16 protein-coding genes are annotated in these 16,380 nt (G+C 66.2%); 11 read left to right on the plus strand and 5 right to left on the minus strand.

Features of this window, described 5'->3' with window-relative positions; all coding sequences use genetic code 11:
- The first annotated feature begins 85 nt into the window (after nucleotides 1-85).
- Nucleotides 86-514 carry an ExbD/TolR family protein gene (locus tag GRI89_RS12400; RefSeq protein ID WP_159796009.1) on the plus strand — a complete coding sequence of 143 codons (429 nt, stop codon included), beginning with the start codon at nucleotides 86-88 and terminating at the stop codon, nucleotides 512-514.
- 268 nt (nucleotides 515-782) lie between these two features.
- A complete protein-coding gene (locus GRI89_RS18050; protein WP_328598237.1) occupies nucleotides 783-1,001 on the plus strand; it encodes a GNAT family N-acetyltransferase in 219 nt (72 codons plus the stop codon).
- On the opposite strand, the gene GRI89_RS12410 is transcribed toward GRI89_RS18050, so the two are convergent.
- On the minus strand, nucleotides 971-3,439 hold the full coding sequence (locus GRI89_RS12410; protein ID WP_328598238.1) for a ligase-associated DNA damage response DEXH box helicase: 2,469 nt from the start codon (nucleotides 3,437-3,439) through the stop codon (nucleotides 971-973). The genes GRI89_RS18050 and GRI89_RS12410 overlap by 31 nt on opposite strands.
- A 323-nt stretch (nucleotides 3,440-3,762) precedes the next feature.
- Between GRI89_RS12410 and GRI89_RS12415 the strand changes: the two genes are divergently transcribed.
- Entirely contained in the window at nucleotides 3,763-4,446 is a 684-nt protein-coding gene (locus GRI89_RS12415; protein ID WP_159796012.1) for a Crp/Fnr family transcriptional regulator, read from the plus strand.
- A gap of 57 nt (nucleotides 4,447-4,503) precedes the next feature.
- Here GRI89_RS12415 and GRI89_RS12420 read toward each other — a convergent pair whose 3' ends face one another.
- From GRI89_RS12420 to GRI89_RS12435, 4 genes are all read right to left on the minus strand, one after another.
- The gene (locus GRI89_RS12420) at nucleotides 4,504-5,508 is read right to left on the minus strand and encodes a hypothetical protein (protein ID WP_159796015.1); all 1,005 of its coding nucleotides are present in this window, start codon (nucleotides 5,506-5,508) and stop codon (nucleotides 4,504-4,506) included.
- Nucleotides 5,509-5,722: 214 nt separating this feature from the next.
- Complete coding sequence (gene pgmG / locus GRI89_RS12425) at nucleotides 5,723-7,138, minus strand: phosphoglucomutase/phosphomannomutase PgmG (protein ID WP_159796018.1); 1,416 nt, start codon at nucleotides 7,136-7,138, stop codon at nucleotides 5,723-5,725.
- Complete coding sequence (locus GRI89_RS12430) at nucleotides 7,135-7,428, minus strand: J domain-containing protein (protein ID WP_159796021.1); 294 nt, start codon at nucleotides 7,426-7,428, stop codon at nucleotides 7,135-7,137. The genes pgmG and GRI89_RS12430 overlap by 4 nt, the downstream gene beginning before the upstream one ends.
- Before the next feature lie 3 nt (nucleotides 7,429-7,431).
- Nucleotides 7,432-8,214: a division plane positioning ATPase MipZ gene (locus GRI89_RS12435; RefSeq protein WP_328598240.1), complete on the minus strand. Its 783-nt coding sequence runs from the start codon at nucleotides 8,212-8,214 to the stop codon at nucleotides 7,432-7,434.
- An 89-nt stretch (nucleotides 8,215-8,303) separates the two neighbouring features.
- Between GRI89_RS12435 and panC the strand changes: the two genes are divergently transcribed.
- From panC to GRI89_RS12475, 8 genes are all read left to right on the plus strand, one after another.
- Entirely contained in the window at nucleotides 8,304-9,167 is an 864-nt protein-coding gene (gene panC / locus GRI89_RS12440) for a pantoate--beta-alanine ligase (protein WP_328598239.1), read from the plus strand.
- An 88-nt stretch (nucleotides 9,168-9,255) separates the two neighbouring features.
- Nucleotides 9,256-9,693, plus strand: coding sequence for a methylmalonyl-CoA epimerase (gene mce, locus GRI89_RS12445; protein WP_159796027.1), 438 nt, complete (start codon nucleotides 9,256-9,258; stop codon nucleotides 9,691-9,693).
- Nucleotides 9,686-11,950: a methylmalonyl-CoA mutase gene (scpA, locus tag GRI89_RS12450; protein ID WP_159796030.1), complete on the plus strand. Its 2,265-nt coding sequence runs from the start codon at nucleotides 9,686-9,688 to the stop codon at nucleotides 11,948-11,950. Before mce ends, scpA begins: the two co-directional genes overlap by 8 nt.
- Nucleotides 11,951-12,077: 127 nt before the next feature.
- Nucleotides 12,078-12,383 (plus strand): DUF1330 domain-containing protein, encoded by a 306-nt coding sequence (locus GRI89_RS12455; RefSeq protein ID WP_159796033.1) that lies wholly within the window; start codon nucleotides 12,078-12,080, stop codon nucleotides 12,381-12,383.
- Entirely contained in the window at nucleotides 12,380-12,847 is a 468-nt protein-coding gene (locus GRI89_RS12460; protein WP_159796036.1) for a lysozyme inhibitor LprI family protein, read from the plus strand. Before GRI89_RS12455 ends, GRI89_RS12460 begins: the two co-directional genes overlap by 4 nt.
- On the plus strand, nucleotides 12,847-14,862 hold the full coding sequence (locus GRI89_RS12465) for an acetyl-CoA carboxylase biotin carboxylase subunit (RefSeq protein WP_159796039.1): 2,016 nt from the start codon (nucleotides 12,847-12,849) through the stop codon (nucleotides 14,860-14,862). Before GRI89_RS12460 ends, GRI89_RS12465 begins: the two co-directional genes overlap by 1 nt.
- 20 nt (nucleotides 14,863-14,882) lie before the next feature.
- On the plus strand, nucleotides 14,883-15,629 hold the full coding sequence (locus tag GRI89_RS12470) for an electron transfer flavoprotein subunit beta/FixA family protein (RefSeq protein WP_159796042.1): 747 nt from the start codon (nucleotides 14,883-14,885) through the stop codon (nucleotides 15,627-15,629).
- Nucleotides 15,629-16,380: electron transfer flavoprotein subunit alpha/FixB family protein (locus GRI89_RS12475; RefSeq protein WP_159796045.1), on the plus strand; the 752-nt coding region annotated here is incomplete at its 3' end. The genes GRI89_RS12470 and GRI89_RS12475, both read left to right, overlap by 1 nt.

Raw genomic sequence — 16,380 nt, forward strand, 5'->3', positions numbered from 1 at the left:
GGAGCGATCCGCCCCTCCTTTTTTTGTCCATTGTTCAGGGGCATTCTTCGTGTTATAATATGATATTACATCATGGAGAGAAGCCATGGCCTTTGCCCAGCTCCACAGAGACCAGCCCCTCGGCGACATCAACACGACACCGTTGATCGACGTGATGCTCGTTCTTCTCGTGGTCCTTGCCATCACGCTGCCACCCAAGACAAACACGCTCGAATATCCGCTGCCCCGGCCGGGCGCCGTGCCGAAAGAAGTGAAACCGGTGCGAAACCTGCTGACGATCGGCGCCGATGACAGCGTGTCGTGGAACGGCGATAAGGTAACCGGCGGCGAATTGGTGGCCACGCTGCGCGAGGCGAGCTGGCAAGCGCCCGAGCCCCAACTCGAGTTCGCCCCCGAACCCGAAGCAAGCTACAGCCTCTCCGCAGACGTGCTCAACGTTGTGAAGGCCAGCGGCGTCACCAACGTCGGATTTGTCGGCAACGAACAATACCGCACGTTCGGCCGCCACGACTGAACGGGATTGGCGAGGCGAACGCGGGCGGTTAGCACCGCCACGTGATCGACATGCCACCCGGATATTCGCTGACATTCGCGGTGCTTTCGGCGCCTGATCACATGCGCTTGCGAAGCGAAGCCGGGCTGAGCCCGTTCACCCTCGCGGCGACAGAAGCAGGATTGCCCGGAACCTTCCTGGGCGTCGTGATCCGGCATGATGGCGACGCAATCGGAATGGGCCGGGTGATCGGCGACGGTGGGCTATTTTCCAGGTTGTCGACATCGCCGTGCTGCCTGCGCACCAGGGCCGGGGACTGGGCAAGGCGATCATGCACGCGTTGCTCGAAGCCCTCGCGGCGCAAATCGCGGCGCCCGCCTACGTCAGCCTGGTCGCCGACGGCGATGCCCGGCACCTCTACTCCCACTACGGCTTCCGCCCGGTGGCGCCGAAGTCGATCGGCATGGCCTGCTGGCTTCAGCCCTCGATCTCGTCGTCGGACAAGTAGTCGGGGGGGTCCTCGACCCGCATCGCCACTCCGGCCAGCGTCTCGGCCTCGAACAGCAGTTCCTCGTCGACAGATCCTTGCGGCAGGCTCTCTCGGCCGATCATCACCAGGACCGGCACCGCGAGGGGGCTGACCCGGTCCAACTTTACGTGAATCAAGCGCTCGATTGCACTGTCGAGCAGGTCCCCCAACCGTCCGATGTCGGTCATCTTCATCCGGGCGTCGGCCCATGCGGCCTGGATCAGGACATGGTCGGGCTCGTACTTGCGCAAGACGTCGTAGATCAAGTCGGTCGAAAAGGTGACCTGCTTCCCGCTCTTGCGCTTGCCCGGATGCTGGCGCTCGACCAGCCCGGAAATCACCGCGACCTCGCGAAAGGCGCGGCGCAAGAGGTGCGAATCCTGCACCCAGTCGACGAACTCGTGGGCAAGGATATCGGGCGAGAGCAGCGGCGCCGGGTCCTCGACCGGCCTTAGTCCCCAGACGGCCAGCGAATAGTCGTTGGCGACGAAACCACCGGGCATCAGCCCACGTTCCTCCATCCGCTTGGTGATGAGCATGCCGAGCGACTGGTTCGCGTTCCACCCGGTGAAAGTGTAGTAGACGGTGTACTCGCGCTTCGCGTGGGGAAAGCTCTCGACCAGCAGGTTGTCCGGCCCCGGCAATTGCGAGCGCCAATCCTGCACTTCGAGCCACTCGCGCACATCGTCGGGGAAGCGTGCCCAGCCCGCCCTGTCGACCATCATGCCCCGCACGCGGTCGGCAAGGTGCGTCGACAGCGGCAAGCGGAGACCGGTGTAGCTGGGTATCGACCCCGAAGACTTGGCCGCACGCACGATCAGGTCGAGATCCTTCAATCCCTCGACCTGCAGATCCAACCCGGCAAAGCGGAAAGTGTCCCCGTTGCTCAGGGTGGCGGCGAAGCCCTCCTCGACCTTGCCGAGCGAACGGCCGTTGCGGAACCGCACATCGACCATTTCGGAATCGACGATGATCCCGGCGTTCATGCGGTGGCGCTGGGCGAATTCGGGATGCGCCAGCCGCCAGGTCCCATCGGGATCGCGGACGATGCGCCGGAACTTGTCGTAGGCCTCGAGCGCGTAGCCGCCAGTGGCGACGAAGTGCAGCACCCGTCGCCATACCTCCTCGTCGATCCATGCATAGGCGAGGCTCGAACGGACTTCGGCGAGAAGCGCCGCCTCGCCGAACGGCGCGGCGCATGCGCAGGCCATGACGTGCTGGGCAAGGACATCGAGCCCGCCGGGCCGGAAGTCCTCGCCGTCGCGCTGCCCCTGGTCGACCGCGTCCTTGGCCGCCGTCGCCTCGAGGAACTCGAAGCGGTTGCCGGGAACGAGGATTGCCCGGCTTGGGCAGTCGAGCCGGTGATTGGCGCGGCCAATGCGTTGCAGCAGGCGGCTGGAGCCCTTCGGCGCGCCCATCTGCACCACGCAGTCGATGTCGCCCCAGTCGACCCCCAGGTCGAGGCTGGCGGTGGCGACCAGCGCGCGCAGCTCGCCGCGCGCCATCGCGCCCTCGACCTTGCGTCGCGCCTCTTTCGACAGCGAGCCGTGATGGATGCCGATCGGGAGCGTGTCGTCGTTGGCGTCCCCCAGGCACTGGAAGATGTATTCGGCGAGGAAGCGGGTGTTGGTGAAGATAAGCGTCGTGCGGTTGCGGCGGATTTCCTCGTAAAGTTGGGGGATCGCCCAGGTTGCCGCATGGCCGCCCCACGGCACGCGCTGTTCGAACGGCAGCAGGATCTCGACTTCGGCGGGCGCGCCGGGTTCGCCTTCGACCAGCGCCACGCTGTCGATGTCGCCCCATGGCGCGAGCCACTCGCGAAACGCTTCAGGGCTGGCGACCGTGGCCGAGAGCGCGGCGCGCAGCATGCCGGGCGCGATCGCCTGCAACCGGCTCAGCGCCAGCGCCAGCAGGTCGCCGCGCTTGCCGGTGGCGAAGGCGTGGACCTCGTCAATCACCACGCGCCTCAGGCCCCGGAACAGTTCGAAGCTGTCGGGATAGCTGAGCAGCAGCGACAGGCTTTCCGGTGTCGTCAGCAGGATATGCGGCGGGCGCGCGCGCTGGCGCTTCTTGCGGTCCGATGGCGTATCGCCGCTGCGCGTCTCGATGCGGATCGGCAGGCCCATTTCCTCAACTGGCGCGACGAGGTTGCGCTGCACGTCGTGCGCCAGCGCCTTCAGCGGCGAGACGTAGAGCGTGTGCAGGCCGTCGTCCGGTGGAGGCCCACGCGATGGGCAGAAATCGGCCAGGGTCGGCAGGAATCCGGCGAGCGTCTTGCCGGCGCCCGTATCGGCGACGAGCATGGCATGCTTGGCGGCATCGCTTGCCGCGAGCATCTCCGCCTGGTGCCGTCGCACGCGCCAGCCGCGGTCGGCGAACCACTTCGCTATTTCGGGAGGGATCGAGGTTTCCAGCACGCGGAGTCCTGACCGGGCGAGCCGCCAAGGGGGCACCAGCAGTGCCGCCCTCGCGCCGCGCGATCAAGTACCAACCGCTGGCAAGTGCTACGGAAATTGTCTGGAAGGGAATTGCCTGCGGGGGCGTCCCATTTTTTACCCCCGCAGGCGCGACCCGAAGGGGTTGGGGCCCTTCGAACTTGATGTCAGTACCCGGCGTTGGGCCAAGGTCTGTACGCACACGGAGTGTAACACGTACGGTCACGGAAGTTTGTTCGGTGGCGGACAATCGGGCAAATACCCGATGGGACCCCCTCGAACGACCTGATACGCATGCCGTCATCATGACGACACCGTCGCTGTTGCATCCGCAAAGTTGGCTCTCCGACCAGCCCGATGCCTTCGCTGCAGCGCTGCACGAGATCGGTGTGACGAAGGACCTGTCGGCTGGAACGCCCCTTTACATGTCCGAGGAAACCGGCGGCATTTTCGGTATCCTGCAAGGCTGCATCGAGATCGATATCGCCTTCGCCTGCTCTCCACTGAGCGCGCTGCATTTTGCGTATCCCGGGTACTTCCTAGGAACGCGACCGTTCACCACCGGGGTCGGTTACGCGGTGTCGACCAAGGCGCGACTGGATTCGCAAGTCGTGGAGTTTCGCTTGCAGGACCTGCACGTCCTCGTCGCAAAGAACCCCGAATGGTGGAAACCGCTTTCCAACCTGACGAGCTACTGGTTCGACGTGGCGACCTGCAGCGCGGTGGACCTGCTTCTGCGCGATCCCGAAGTGCGCTGCATCGCGGTACTCCTGCGGCTCGGCGGCTATCGGCCGTTCGAGCACATCGACGCACAGCCGCGCACCATCCCGGTGACGCACAACGAGCTGGCGGAAAACTCCAACCTCTCGCGCTCGCGCCTAAGCGAGACGCTCGCCAACCTCGAAGCGGCAGGCCACATCAGGCGCGGCTATCGAGACATCGAGGTGCTTCGACCTGCCTCACTGGCGCGGATGATCGAATTCGGCTGACCTGCCGGCGCGAGGTCTCGACCTCAGCTCACTCCACGTTAGGCGTGTTCTCCGGGCTCAGAGCGAAGCGAGTACAGCCGGCGTCGCATCCTCTGGCCGCTCAAGCAGGGCATCGAGCAAGGCAATGGTCGCCGGGCAGCGCCGCGCATCGGTTTCGCTGCCGAGCGCCGCGATCATCTCCTCCCGGTTGAAGCCGGTGGCCGCCTCTGCCTGTTCCATCGTCTCGCGCGGCAAGGCGGGCCTGGGCGCGTCGCCCGGCAACCAATGCTGGGGCAATTGTCCGGTCGCTTCCACCCAGCGGCGCGCGAAGGCCTGTTCGCGCGCGAGCTGGGCTTCATCGAGGTGGGGAATGCCGTCGAAGAAGCTGACCCCGGTCACGTCACGGCAGGCGCTGTTTCCCTCATTCTGCGCGACCTGCAGCCAGGTGCGGTAGAGCCGGGCCGCATCGAGCGAGAGTTTGGGATCGAGGCGGCTTCGCGTCCGCACGATCGAAATGCGCAGGTACGCGCGTGCATTGGTCACGGCGTGACCAGGTTCCCTGTCGTAAAACGCTTCCCGCACCAGTGCCCGGGCGAAATTGCGGTCCTTGGAAAGCAGCCAGTCGAAGTCGTAACCATCCCCGAACAGGGCGCTGACTATCGGGTCGATTTCCTCCGACGCCGGAAGCGTTGCCGGACTCTGGTACCCGGAGGGTTCGAGACGTACGACCTGGTGGACTTCTCCATCCGGACCATTGCGGCCGGATTCCGTACCGGAGAGGAACCTGAACACCGAGATTACGAGATAGATGGCGAAAAATGCGATCCCGATCGCGAGGCGGAAGTTCTTGATTGCACCGGTCCAGGACTCGAATTGATCAGCCGAAGGAACCGGTTCGTATCCGCTGGCCTGTTCCGCCGGTTCGTCCGGCCATGTCGCGGTGAAGTCCGGTTCGTCTGGAACCTCGAAATCGGGCTCCGTCGCATTGGACGGTTCGAAAGCCGGTTCGGGACTTTGAGGTGGCTGCGTCCGGCTTTCCGGCACGGGGCTGGGAGCGGCAGGTAACGCGGCGGTGCTTTGCAACCCGGCCCCGCGTTCGCGCTGCTTCTGGGCGGCGAGAAACAGGGCCTTCTCACGTGCCTCGCTGAGCTGCGTGAAAACCGAAATCGGGGTCGACAGGTCGATTTTCGCCAGCCGCGCGGCATAGGCGACCTGGATCTCATCCCGATCCGCTGTCTCGCGGATGCCGAGCTCGGACCAGGGCCAGTCTTTCGAACGCCCTTTCAGCGCGGATTCCTCAGTGGCCGGCCTGCGGCCCGCGCTGCAGGCCCGAGGCCGCGAGCTGTTCGTCGATCTGGTGCATCAGGCGTTCGAGCCCGGCCTCGCTCTCGCTTTCGGCGCGGGCGACGAGGACGTCCTGGGTGTTCGAGGCGCGCAGCAGCCACCAGCCGTCGCTGTTGGTCACGCGGACGCCATCGGTGGCGTTGACCTCGATGCCTGCGGGTGCGTCCGAACCGGTGAGCCTTGCCTTGACCTCTTCGACGGCGGCGAATTTGCGGCTCTCGTCGACCTGGAAACGCATTTCCGGGGTGTTGAGGAGGTTGGGCATCGCGCCGCGCAGCTCGGTCACCGACTTGCCCAGCCGGGCCGAGGCAGCGATCAGTCGAATCGCGGCGTAGAGCGCATCGTCGAAGCCGTAGTAAGTGTCGGCGAAGAACACGTGGCCGCTCATTTCGCCGGCCAACGGCGCATGAGTTTCCTTCATTTTGGACTTAATCAGGCTGTGGCCGGTGTTCCACATCAGCGGCTTTCCGCCGAGCTCGGCGACGCGGTCGAACAGCGCGCGGCTGGCCTTCACGTCGGCGATTACGGTTGACCCCGGAAGTCTACCTAGGAGGTCTTCCGCATAGATCATCAGCAGCTGATCGCCCCAGATAATGCGGCCTTCGCCGTCGATCGCGCCGATGCGGTCACCGTCGCCGTCGAAAGCAATTCCGAAGTCGAGGTTCTTCTCGGCGACGAGTGAACGCAGGTCCTCCAGGTTGGCCTCGACAGTGGGATCGGGATGATGATTGGGAAAATTGCCGTCGACCTCGGTGTAGAGGCAGAAGTGTTCCCCCGGCAGGCGCGCGACGAGCGCCTCGAGCGCGGGACCGGCAGCGCCGTTGCCGGCGTCCCAGCCGACGCGGATCGCGGCCAGCTTGGCGGGATCGATTCCGTCGAGGCCGGCCAGCAGGCTATCGATATAGTCCTCGAGGATCTCGTGCGAGCTGACCTCGCCCGTGCCGTCGAGCCAGGCACCTTCCGCGGCGAGCAACCCGATCTTCTGGATGTCCTGCCCGAAGAACGGCCGCCCCTGAAATACCATCTTGAAGCCATTGTAATTGGCGGGATTGTGGCTGCCAGTTATCTGAATGCCGCCATCCACCTGCTTCAGTGAGGCTTCGGCGAAGTAGAGCATCGGCGTGGCGCCCATGCCGACCCGCACGACATCGCAGCCGCTCGCGGTGAGGCCTTCGATCAGCGCATGTTCGAGCATCGGCGAGCTGACGCGCCCGTCATAGCCCACCGCCACGGTCTTGCCGCCGGCCTCACGCAGCAGGGTGGCGAAGCTGCGCCCTATGGCTCGCGCATCGTCGGGCCCTAGAGTTTCGCCGATGATTCCGCGGATATCGTATTCCCTGAGCACGGTTGGGTGAAACTTGTAGCTCATCTGGTCTCCGTAACTGGATCGGGCAGTTCGTCGAGGAGCAGGTCGCGCGCCGCGTTGGCCTCGTGAACCTGGTCGTTGGTGCCGCCACGATCGGGGTGGACTATGGCGATCAGGCGCTTGTGCGCTTCGATTATGTCACCTCTGTGAGCGTCGGCTCGCACGCCGAGAAGCTTGCGCGCCCGGAACAGCGCCTGTGCCCGGGTCGAGACGTTGGGTTGCCAGGGCCAGCGACCGGTCGCCATCTTCCACACCACCACGGCGAGGACCGCGAAGACGACGAGCCGGGTCATTGCTCAGGCCGCCTCGGCGTCGGGCGCTATGCCGGGCAGGTGCAGGTTGGCGAGGAGTTCGCGCAGTTCCTGCCGGGCGATCAGGTGGCTGGTGCCGAGTTCGCCGAGATGGCCCTTGTCGAGCAGCGTCAGGCCCGAGGGGAACAACTCGCGGTAGATCACGCGTTCGCTCAGCCCCCGCGCGACACGAAAGCCGACCCGCTTGCTCAGTTCGGCCAGCGCGATGTCGATGCGCTGCTGGTTGCGCGCCTCGACGTGGTGGACGCGGTTGCGCACCACGACCCAGTCCATCGAGCGCCGTTCCTTCATCGCCCGCGCCTTGCGCGCCTCGAAAATCAGCTCGGCATAGAACGACAGGCGACGAACCTTGAAAGTCTCGGGATCGACCTGCCCGATGAGGTCGAAGTCGACGAAGCTGTCGTTCATCGGCGTGACCAGCGTGTTGGCGCTCGCCGCGACGTGGCGGGCCAGCGGATCGTCGCGGCCCGGGGTGTCGAAGATCAGGAAATCCGCACCCTCGCCGATCCGGGTGCACAGCGCCTCGAGCCCCTGGATGCCGGGCATCGAATAGGTGGTGTAGAGCGCGCCCGGCAGGTCGATGCCGCGGCGGTGCTCGGTCTCGGCACGGTTCTCGAAATAGCGCGCCATGGTGCGCTGGCGGAAGTCGAGGTCGATCGTCGCCACCCGCGCGCCTTGATAGGCCAGCGCGATCGCCACGTGCACCGCGGTGGTCGATTTACCCGTGCCGCCCTTCTCGTTGGCGAAGACTATCCGGTAGGGAGGCACTGTGGACACGGTTAGGCGGGCTTCCTCATGTTCGGCGCGGCCGCTAGGACCGCTGGTCGAATCATAGTCATAATCCAAGGAATACGCGCGTGGAAACCGTCGTAGCGCTGAATTCGCTCAGGGAAGCTGTGGACAGGCTGCGCGAGCGCGGGCCGGTCGCGCTGGTCCCGACGATGGGCGCGCTGCACGAAGGCCACCTCGCGCTGGTCCGCGAGGCGAAATCGCGGGCCGCATCGGTGGTCGTGTCGATCTTCGTCAACCCGACCCAGTTCGGTGTGGGCGAGGATCTCGACGCCTATCCGCGCCAGCTCGCCGAGGATTCGCGCCTGCTCGAGGTCGAGAGCGTCGACCTGATGTGGGCACCGCCGGTTTCCGAGGTGTACCCCGACGGCTTTGCCACCACTGTGTCGGTTGCGGGCGTCAGCGAAGGCCTGTGCGGCGCCTCGCGCCCTGGCCACTTCGAGGGCGTCGCGACCGTGGTCGCCAAGCTGTTCAACCAGGTCCGGCCCGACCTCGCTGTGTTCGGCGAGAAGGACTGGCAGCAGCTCGCCGTTATCCGCCGCATGGCGCGTGACCTCGACCTGACTCTGCCGCGTGCCGAAGCGATTTACGGGCTGGCGACGGTGCGCGAGGCGGACGGCCTCGCCCTCTCCAGCCGCAATCGATACCTCTCGGCCGAGGACCGCGCCCGCGCTGCCGCCCTGCCGCAGGCGATGCGCGAGGCGATCGCCGCCATCGAGGCCGGGAGCGCCGTTGCTCCCACCCTAGCCGCACTCGAAGCACACCTGCTGCAGGCCGGTTTCGCCAGCGTCGACTATGCCGAACTGGCCGATGCCGACAGCCTCGCGCTGCTCTCCGAACTCGGCGAACGTCCCGCCCGCCTGCTCGTCGCCGCCCGGATCGGGGGCACGCGGCTGATCGACAACATGGCCGTGAGCCCGCGCAAGGCTTGAAGCGCGCAGCGGAAGGGTGTCTGACTTGTCCTGAAAGCGCCGTTCGACTAGTTGCGCGCGAAACCACTTGGGAAGGACCAGCGAGGACATGAAACTCGGCCGCCTCAATCACGTCGGCGTGGCGGTGCCCGACATGGACGCGGCGATTTCGTTTTATCGCGACACCATGGGCGCCGAGGTCATCACCGAGCCGTTCGACATGCCCGAGCAGGGCGTGAAGGTGTGCTTCGTCGACACTCCGGGCCTTGATGGTTCGTGGGGCACGCAGGTCGAACTCCTCTCGCCCCTCTCGGAGGAAAGCCCGGTCGCCGGTTTTCTCGCCAAGAACCCGCTCGGCGGCCAGCACCACCTGTGCTTCGAGGTGCCCGATATCGATACGGCGCGCAGCGAATTCGAAGCGATGGACAAGCGCATCCTCGGCCCGACGCGGATCGGCGCGCACGGAACCCCGATCTTCTTCGTGCATCCGAAAGACATGAACGGCATCCTCACCGAGATCATGGAAACCCCCAAGGCGCATGGCTGACAAGTACACCAAGGAAAACTGGCGCGAGCTGGCCGAGCACGAGGTCAAGGGCCGCGACCTGAGCTGGCACGTGCCCGAGGGCTTTGCCATCGAGCCGCTCTATACCGCCAACGATGCGCCGATCGCCGGTCCCGGCCTCCCCGGCTTCGCCCCGTTCACCCGCGGCGTGAAGGCGAGCATGTACGCCGGGCGCCCGTGGACGATCCGCCAGTACGCCGGGTTCTCCACCGCCGAGGAATCGAACGCCTTCTACCGCCGCAACCTCGCCGCCGGGCAAAAGGGCCTGTCGGTCGCCTTCGACCTCGCCACCCACCGCGGCTACGACAGCGACCATCCGCGCGTGGTCGGCGACGTCGGCAAGGCGGGCGTGGCGATCGACACGGTCGAGGACATGCAGATCCTGTTCGACCAGATCCCGCTCGACCGGATGAGCGTCAGCATGACGATGAACGGCGCGGTGATCCCGGTGATGGCGTTCTACATCGTCGCCGCGGAAAAGCAGGGCGTGGCGCAGGAGGCGCTGTCGGGGACCATCCAGAACGACATCCTAAAGGAGTTCATGGTCCGCAACACCTACATCTATCCCCCCGCGCCGAGCATGCGGATCGTCTCGGACATCATTGCCTACACCTCGGCCAGGATGCCGAAGTTCAACTCGATCTCGATCAGCGGCTATCACATGCACGAGGCCGGGGCGACGGCGGTGCAGGAGCTCGCCTACACCATCGCCGACGGCAAGGAATATGTGCAGCAGGCGATGGCGCGCGGGCTCGACATCGATGCCTTCGCCGGGCGGCTGTCGTTCTTCTTCGGCATCGGCATGAACTTCTTCATGGAAGTCGCCAAGCTGCGCGCCGCGCGCACGCTGTGGTGGGAAGTGATGGAAGGGCTCGGGGCGAAGAAGGAACGCTCCAAGATGCTGCGCACCCACTGCCAGACGAGCGGTGTGAGCCTGCAGGAGCAGGACCCCTACAACAACGTCATCCGCACCACGGTGGAGGCGCTGGCGGCGGTGCTCGGCGGCACGCAGTCGCTGCACACCAACGCGCTCGACGAGGCGCTGGCGCTGCCGACCGACTTTTCCGCCCGCATCGCCCGCAACACCCAGCTGGTGCTGCAGGCCGAGACCGGGATCACCAACGTCGTCGATCCGCTCGGCGGCTCGTACTACGTCGAGGCGCTGACCGCGAAGCTGGTCGAGGAGGCGAGGCTGCTCATCGCTGAGGTCGACAAGCTGGGCGGTATGACCGCGGCGGTCGCCAGCGGCATGCCCAAGCAGCGCATCGAGGAAGCCGCGACGGCGCGGCAGGCGCGCGTCGACCGCGGCGAGGACGTGATCATCGGCGTCAACAGGTACCCGGCGAGCGAGCACGCGCCGATCGACACGCTCGACATCGACAACCACGCGGTCCGCGACGGCCAGATCGCGCGCATCCGAAAGGCGCGCGCCAGCCGCGACGAGGAGGCGTGCCAGGCGGCGCTTGCGGCGCTCGCCGACCTCGCCGCCAACCCGCCCGAACCTTCCGCCGCGAAGGACCCGGCGGCCGCGGGACGCGACGATCGCGGTGTGCCGCTACCGCCCTCTGCGCTCGCAGCGCTTGCGGAGCTCAAGAACAAGCCGCCCGAGACCAACCTGCTGGCGCTGGCGGTCGAATGTGCGCGCCAGAACGCGACGCTCGGCGAGATTACCGCGGCGATGGAAGGCGCCTTCGGCCGCTACGACACCGTGCCCACGCCGGTGAAAGGCGTCTATGGCGAGGCCTATGCCGGCGATCCGCGCTATGCCGCGGTGGTCGAGGGCGTTGCGGCGGTCGGCAACCGGCTGGGGCGCGCGCCCCGGGTCATGGTCGCCAAGATGGGCCAGGACGGGCACGACCGCGGCGCCAACGTCATCGCCAGCGCCTTCGCCGACATGGGCTTCGACGTGATCCCCGGCCCGCTGTTCCAGACCCCCGCGGAAACCGCGCGGATGGCGCTGGCCGAGAACGTCGACGCGGTCGGCGCCAGCTCGCTCGCCGCCGGGCACAAGACGCTGATCCCCGAGCTGATCCAGCACCTGCGCGATGCCGGCCGCGCCGATATCAAGGTCGTCGCCGGCGGCGTGATCCCGCCGCAGGACTACGACTTCCTCAAGCGCGCCGGGGTGCAGGGGATTTATGGACCGGGTTCGAACGTGGTCGAGTGTGCGGCGGACCTGCTGCGGCTGCTGGGGCACAATATGCCTCCGGCGGGTGGCGAGCGGGAGGCGGCGGAGTGACCCCCACCCCACGTCGTCACCCCGGACTTGTTCCGGGGCAGGGCTTTGTTTTGAGCGCAGCGCTGGAAGGAAGCACTATGCCGGAACAAGTCCGGCATGACTCCATTGGGACTGTGGAGCCTTGAACGTGAGCGAATCCCCCAAGGCCTACCTCATCGCCGAAATCGACGTGCACGATGCGGCCGATTACGAAGGCTACAAGGCCGCTGCCGCTCCGCTGATCGCGAAATTCGGCGGGCGCTATCTCGTCCGTGGCGGCGCTGCCGATGCGATCGAGGGTTGCGATCCGAAGGGCCGCGTGATCCTGCTCGAATTCCCCGATGCCGCCGCGGCGCGCGCCTTCCTCGAATCCGACGAATACCGACCCGTCGCGGCAATCCGCCACCGCTCCGCGACCTCCCGCATCATTCTTTCCGAAGGGATCGCCGGATGATCTGGAACACAGCGATATTGCTCGTCCTTGCTCAGGCGACTGCTTCGACATCTGCGGATGAGGCTGCCAGGCAAGCCGTCGAGGCGGCAGAAAGTGCCGCCGCCACGGCAAGATCCGAAATCGATTGCGGCGAGCAAGCGACGCAGATGGTGATGAACGTCTGTTCGTATCGCGACTACGAGGCGGCAGACTTGGCGCTCAACCAGACCTGGGATCAGGTCAGTGCCAAAGCGAAGAGAGCTGACGATTGGTCGAAGGATCACAACTTCCCGGGCGGCGAGTTCAATCGCCTGCTAGACTCGCAACGCAAGTGGCTCGCCTTCCGCGATGCGCAATGCCTCTACGAGAACGGCCCGCGTGAGCAATCCGGGACGATCTGGCCGCTCCTCCAGAACAGTTGCCTCAAGAAGCTGACCGAGCGGCGGATTTCGGAACTCCGCGAGACACTGGAGCCCAACGCCTGATGTTTGCCAAAATCCTCATCGCCAACCGCGGGGAAATCGCCTGCCGCGTCATCCGCACCGCGCGGCGGATGGGTATTGCTACGGTCGCGGTCTATTCCGATGCCGATGCGCGCAGCCCGTTCGTGAAGCTGGCCGACGAGGCGGTGCACATCGGCCCGGCGGCGGCGGCGGAGAGCTATCTCGTGCCGGAGAAGATCATCGCCGCGTGCAAGGCAACCGGGGCCGAGGCGGTGCATCCGGGCTACGGCTTCCTGTCCGAGCGGGCGAGCTTCGTCGAGGCGCTGGAGGCCGAGGGCATCGCCTTCATCGGTCCGCCGGCGAGCGCCATCGCGGCAATGGGCGACAAGATCGAATCCAAGAAGCTGGCCAAGGCCGCCGGGGTCAACGTGGTCCCGGGCCATGTCGGCGAGATTGCCGATACGGACCATGCAGTCGAGATATCGAACCAAATCGGTTATCCGGTGATGATGAAGGCCAGCGCCGGCGGTGGCGGCAAGGGCATGCGGCTGGCGTACTCCGAAAAGGACGTCCGCGAGGGGTTCGAGAGCGTCAAGCGCGAGGGGCTCAACTCCTTCGGCGACGACCGCGTGTTCATCGAGAAGTTCATCGAGGACCCGCGCCACATCGAGATCCAGGTGCTCGGCGACAAGCACGGCACCGTGCTCTACCTCAACGAGCGCGAATGCAGCATCCAGCGCCGCCACCAGAAGGTGGTCGAGGAAGCGCCCTCCCCGTTCGTCACGCCAAAAATGCGCAAGGCGATGGGCGAGCAGTGCGTCGCGCTGGCCGAGGCCGTCGGCTACCACTCGGCGGGCACGGTCGAACTGATCGTAAGCGGTGCAGATCCTACGGGAGAGAGCTTCTACTTCCTCGAAATGAACACCCGGCTGCAGGTCGAGCACCCGGTGACCGAGGCGATCACCGGCATCGACCTCGTCGAGCAGATGATTCGCGTCGCCGCCGGAGAGAAACTCGGCTTCGCGCAAAAGGACATCGGCATAAACGGCTGGGCGATCGAGAACCGCGTCTATGCCGAGGACCCCTATCGCGGCTTCCTGCCCAGCACTGGGCGGCTGGTGCGGTACGATCCGCCAGCTGCGAAATTCCACCAGTCCCCCGGCGAAACCGACGGCAGCGCCTACATCCGCGTCGACGACGGCGTTGCCGAGGGCGGCGAGGTGTCGATGTTCTACGATCCGATGATCGCCAAGCTGGTGACCTGGGCTCCGACCCGCGAAGAGGCTGCCGCATTGCAGGTCGAGGCGCTCGACCACTTCCGCATCGAGGGGCTGGGCCACAACGTCGATTTCCTCAGCGCGATCATGCAGCACCCGCGCTTCCTCAAGGGCGAGTTGACCACCGGGTTCATCGCCGAGGAGTATCCCGAGGGCTTCCACGGCGCCCCGGCGAGCGAGGAGACCATGCGCGTGCTGGCCGCCGTCGCGGCCGGGATCGAATTCTCCACCCGCGCCCGCGCCGCAAAGACCAGCGGCAAGATCGACGGCGCACCGCCGCCTCCGATCGACTGGGTCGTGAAGATGGGAGGCGCCGACTTCGCCGTCACGCTCGGCGACGGTCATGCGATGGTCGACGGCCACCGCATCGAAGGTCACTGCGACTGGCATCCGGGCGACACGACCGCGACGGCCACCGGCGGCAACGCAAAGCTCGGGCTGATCGTCGGGCGCGAGGGCCAGCGCTGGACCATCACCACCCACGGCGCGACGCACAAGGCGCTGGTGCTGCCCGCGTCGATTGCCCCGCTCGCCGCGCACATGCTCGAAAAAGTCCCGCCCGACCTGTCGAAATTCCTCATCTGCCCAATGCCGGGCTTGCTCGTTTCGCTGCATGTGGCAGAGGGCGACGGCGTGGAGCCAGGCCAGCCGCTGGCGACGGTCGAGGCGATGAAGATGGAAAACATCCTGCGCGCGGAGAAGGCCGGAACGGTATCCGCCCTTCGCGCGTCGGAAGGGGACAGCCTGGCGGTCGACCAGGTCATCCTCGAACTCGAATGAGAGCCTGAGAAGGAGCAGCCATGAAGATCCTCGTGCCCGTGAAACGGGTGATCGATTACAACGTGCGGCCCCGCGTGAAGGCGGACGGCAGCGGGGTCGATCTCGCCAACGTCAAGATGAGCATGAACCCGTTCGACGAGATCGCGGTCGAGGAAGCCATCCGCCTCAAGGAAAAGGGCGCGGCCGAGGAAATCATCGCGGTTTCGATCGGCCCGGCCAAGGCGCAGGAAACGCTGCGCACCGCGCTCGCCATGGGCGCCGACCGGGCGATCCTGGTGCAGACCGATGACCAAGTCGAGCCGCTCGCCGTGGCCAAGATCCTCAAGGCCATCGCCGACGAGGAAGCGCCGGGCATCGTCATGCTCGGCAAGCAGGCGATCGACGACGATTCCAACCAGACCGGCCAGATGCTCGCCGCGCTGATGGGGCGGCCGCAGGGCACCTTCGCCAGCAAGGTCGAGGTCTCGGGCGACAGCGTCACCGTGACCCGCGAGGTCGATGGCGGGCTCGAAACCGAGAGCCTGAAGCTGCCGGCGGTGGTGACCACCGACCTGCGCCTCAACGAGCCGCGCTACGCCTCGCTGCCCAACATCATGAAGGCCAAGTCCAAGCCGCTCGCGACCAAGAGCCCGGCCGACTACGGCGTCGACACCACCCCGCGCCTCAAGGTGACCAAGGTCTCCGAACCGCCCGTGCGCCAGGCCGGCGTGAAGGTCGCCAACGTCGACGAACTGGTCGCCAAGCTCAAAGCCCTGGGAGTCGCCTGATGAAGACCCTCGTTTACGTCGAACACGACAACCAGCACCTCAAGGACGCGACGCTCGCGACCGTCACCGCCGCGGCCAAGCTCGGCGATGTCGATCTGCTGGTCGCGGGCAGCGGCTGCAAGGCCGTGGCCGATGCCGCGAGCAAGATCGCCGGTGTCGGCAAGGTCCTGCTCGCCGACGATGCCGCCTACGAGCACCAGCTGGCCGAGAACGTCGCGCCGCTCGTCGCCGGCTTGATGGACGGCCATGACGCCTTCCTCTCCCCCGCCACCACGACCGGCAAGAACATCGCCCCGCGCGTCGCGGCCATGCTCGACGTGATGCAGGTCTCCGACATCATCGGCATCGAGGGCGACAAGACCTTCGTGCGCCCGATCTACGCCGGCAACGCCATCGCCACGGTCGAATCGAGCGATGCCAAGCTGGTCATCACCGTCCGCGGCACCGCCTTCGACAAGGCCGCCGCGGAAGGCGGCTCGGCAAGTATCGAGAACGTCTCCGGCCCGGGCGACGCCGGTCTCTCCAGCTTCGTCGGCGCCGAAGTCGCCGCCAGCGAGCGGCCCGAGCTGACCAGCGCCAAGGTGATCGTCTCAGGCGGCCGCGCGCTCAAGGACGCCGAGACCTTCCAGCAGGTCATCATCCCGCTTGCCGACAAGCTCGGCGCGGCGGTCGGGGCGAGCCGCGCGGCGGTCGATGCGGGCTATGTCCCCAACGACTACCAGGTCGGCCAGACCGGCAAGATCGTCGCCCC

Origin of the sequence: Croceibacterium salegens, assembly GCF_009827435.1 — a bacterium.
Classification (GTDB): Bacteria; Pseudomonadota; Alphaproteobacteria; order Sphingomonadales; family Sphingomonadaceae; genus Croceibacterium_B; species Croceibacterium_B salegens.

Coding starts and splice junctions, on each gene's coding strand:
- pgmG (WP_159796018.1), bottom strand. CDS start 7,138: ATGAGCTACAAGTTTCACCCAACCGTGCTCAGGGAATACGATATCCGC.
- GRI89_RS12460 (WP_159796036.1), top strand. CDS start 12,380: ATGATCTGGAACACAGCGATATTGCTCGTCCTTGCTCAGGCGACTGCT.
- GRI89_RS12415 (WP_159796012.1), top strand. CDS start 3,763: ATGACGACACCGTCGCTGTTGCATCCGCAAAGTTGGCTCTCCGACCAG.
- GRI89_RS12470 (WP_159796042.1), top strand. CDS start 14,883: ATGAAGATCCTCGTGCCCGTGAAACGGGTGATCGATTACAACGTGCGG.
- GRI89_RS12400 (WP_159796009.1), top strand. CDS start 86: ATGGCCTTTGCCCAGCTCCACAGAGACCAGCCCCTCGGCGACATCAAC.
- GRI89_RS12430 (WP_159796021.1), bottom strand. CDS start 7,428: ATGACCCGGCTCGTCGTCTTCGCGGTCCTCGCCGTGGTGGTGTGGAAG.
- scpA (WP_159796030.1), top strand. CDS start 9,686: ATGGCTGACAAGTACACCAAGGAAAACTGGCGCGAGCTGGCCGAGCAC.
- mce (WP_159796027.1), top strand. CDS start 9,256: ATGAAACTCGGCCGCCTCAATCACGTCGGCGTGGCGGTGCCCGACATG.
- GRI89_RS12465 (WP_159796039.1), top strand. CDS start 12,847: ATGTTTGCCAAAATCCTCATCGCCAACCGCGGGGAAATCGCCTGCCGC.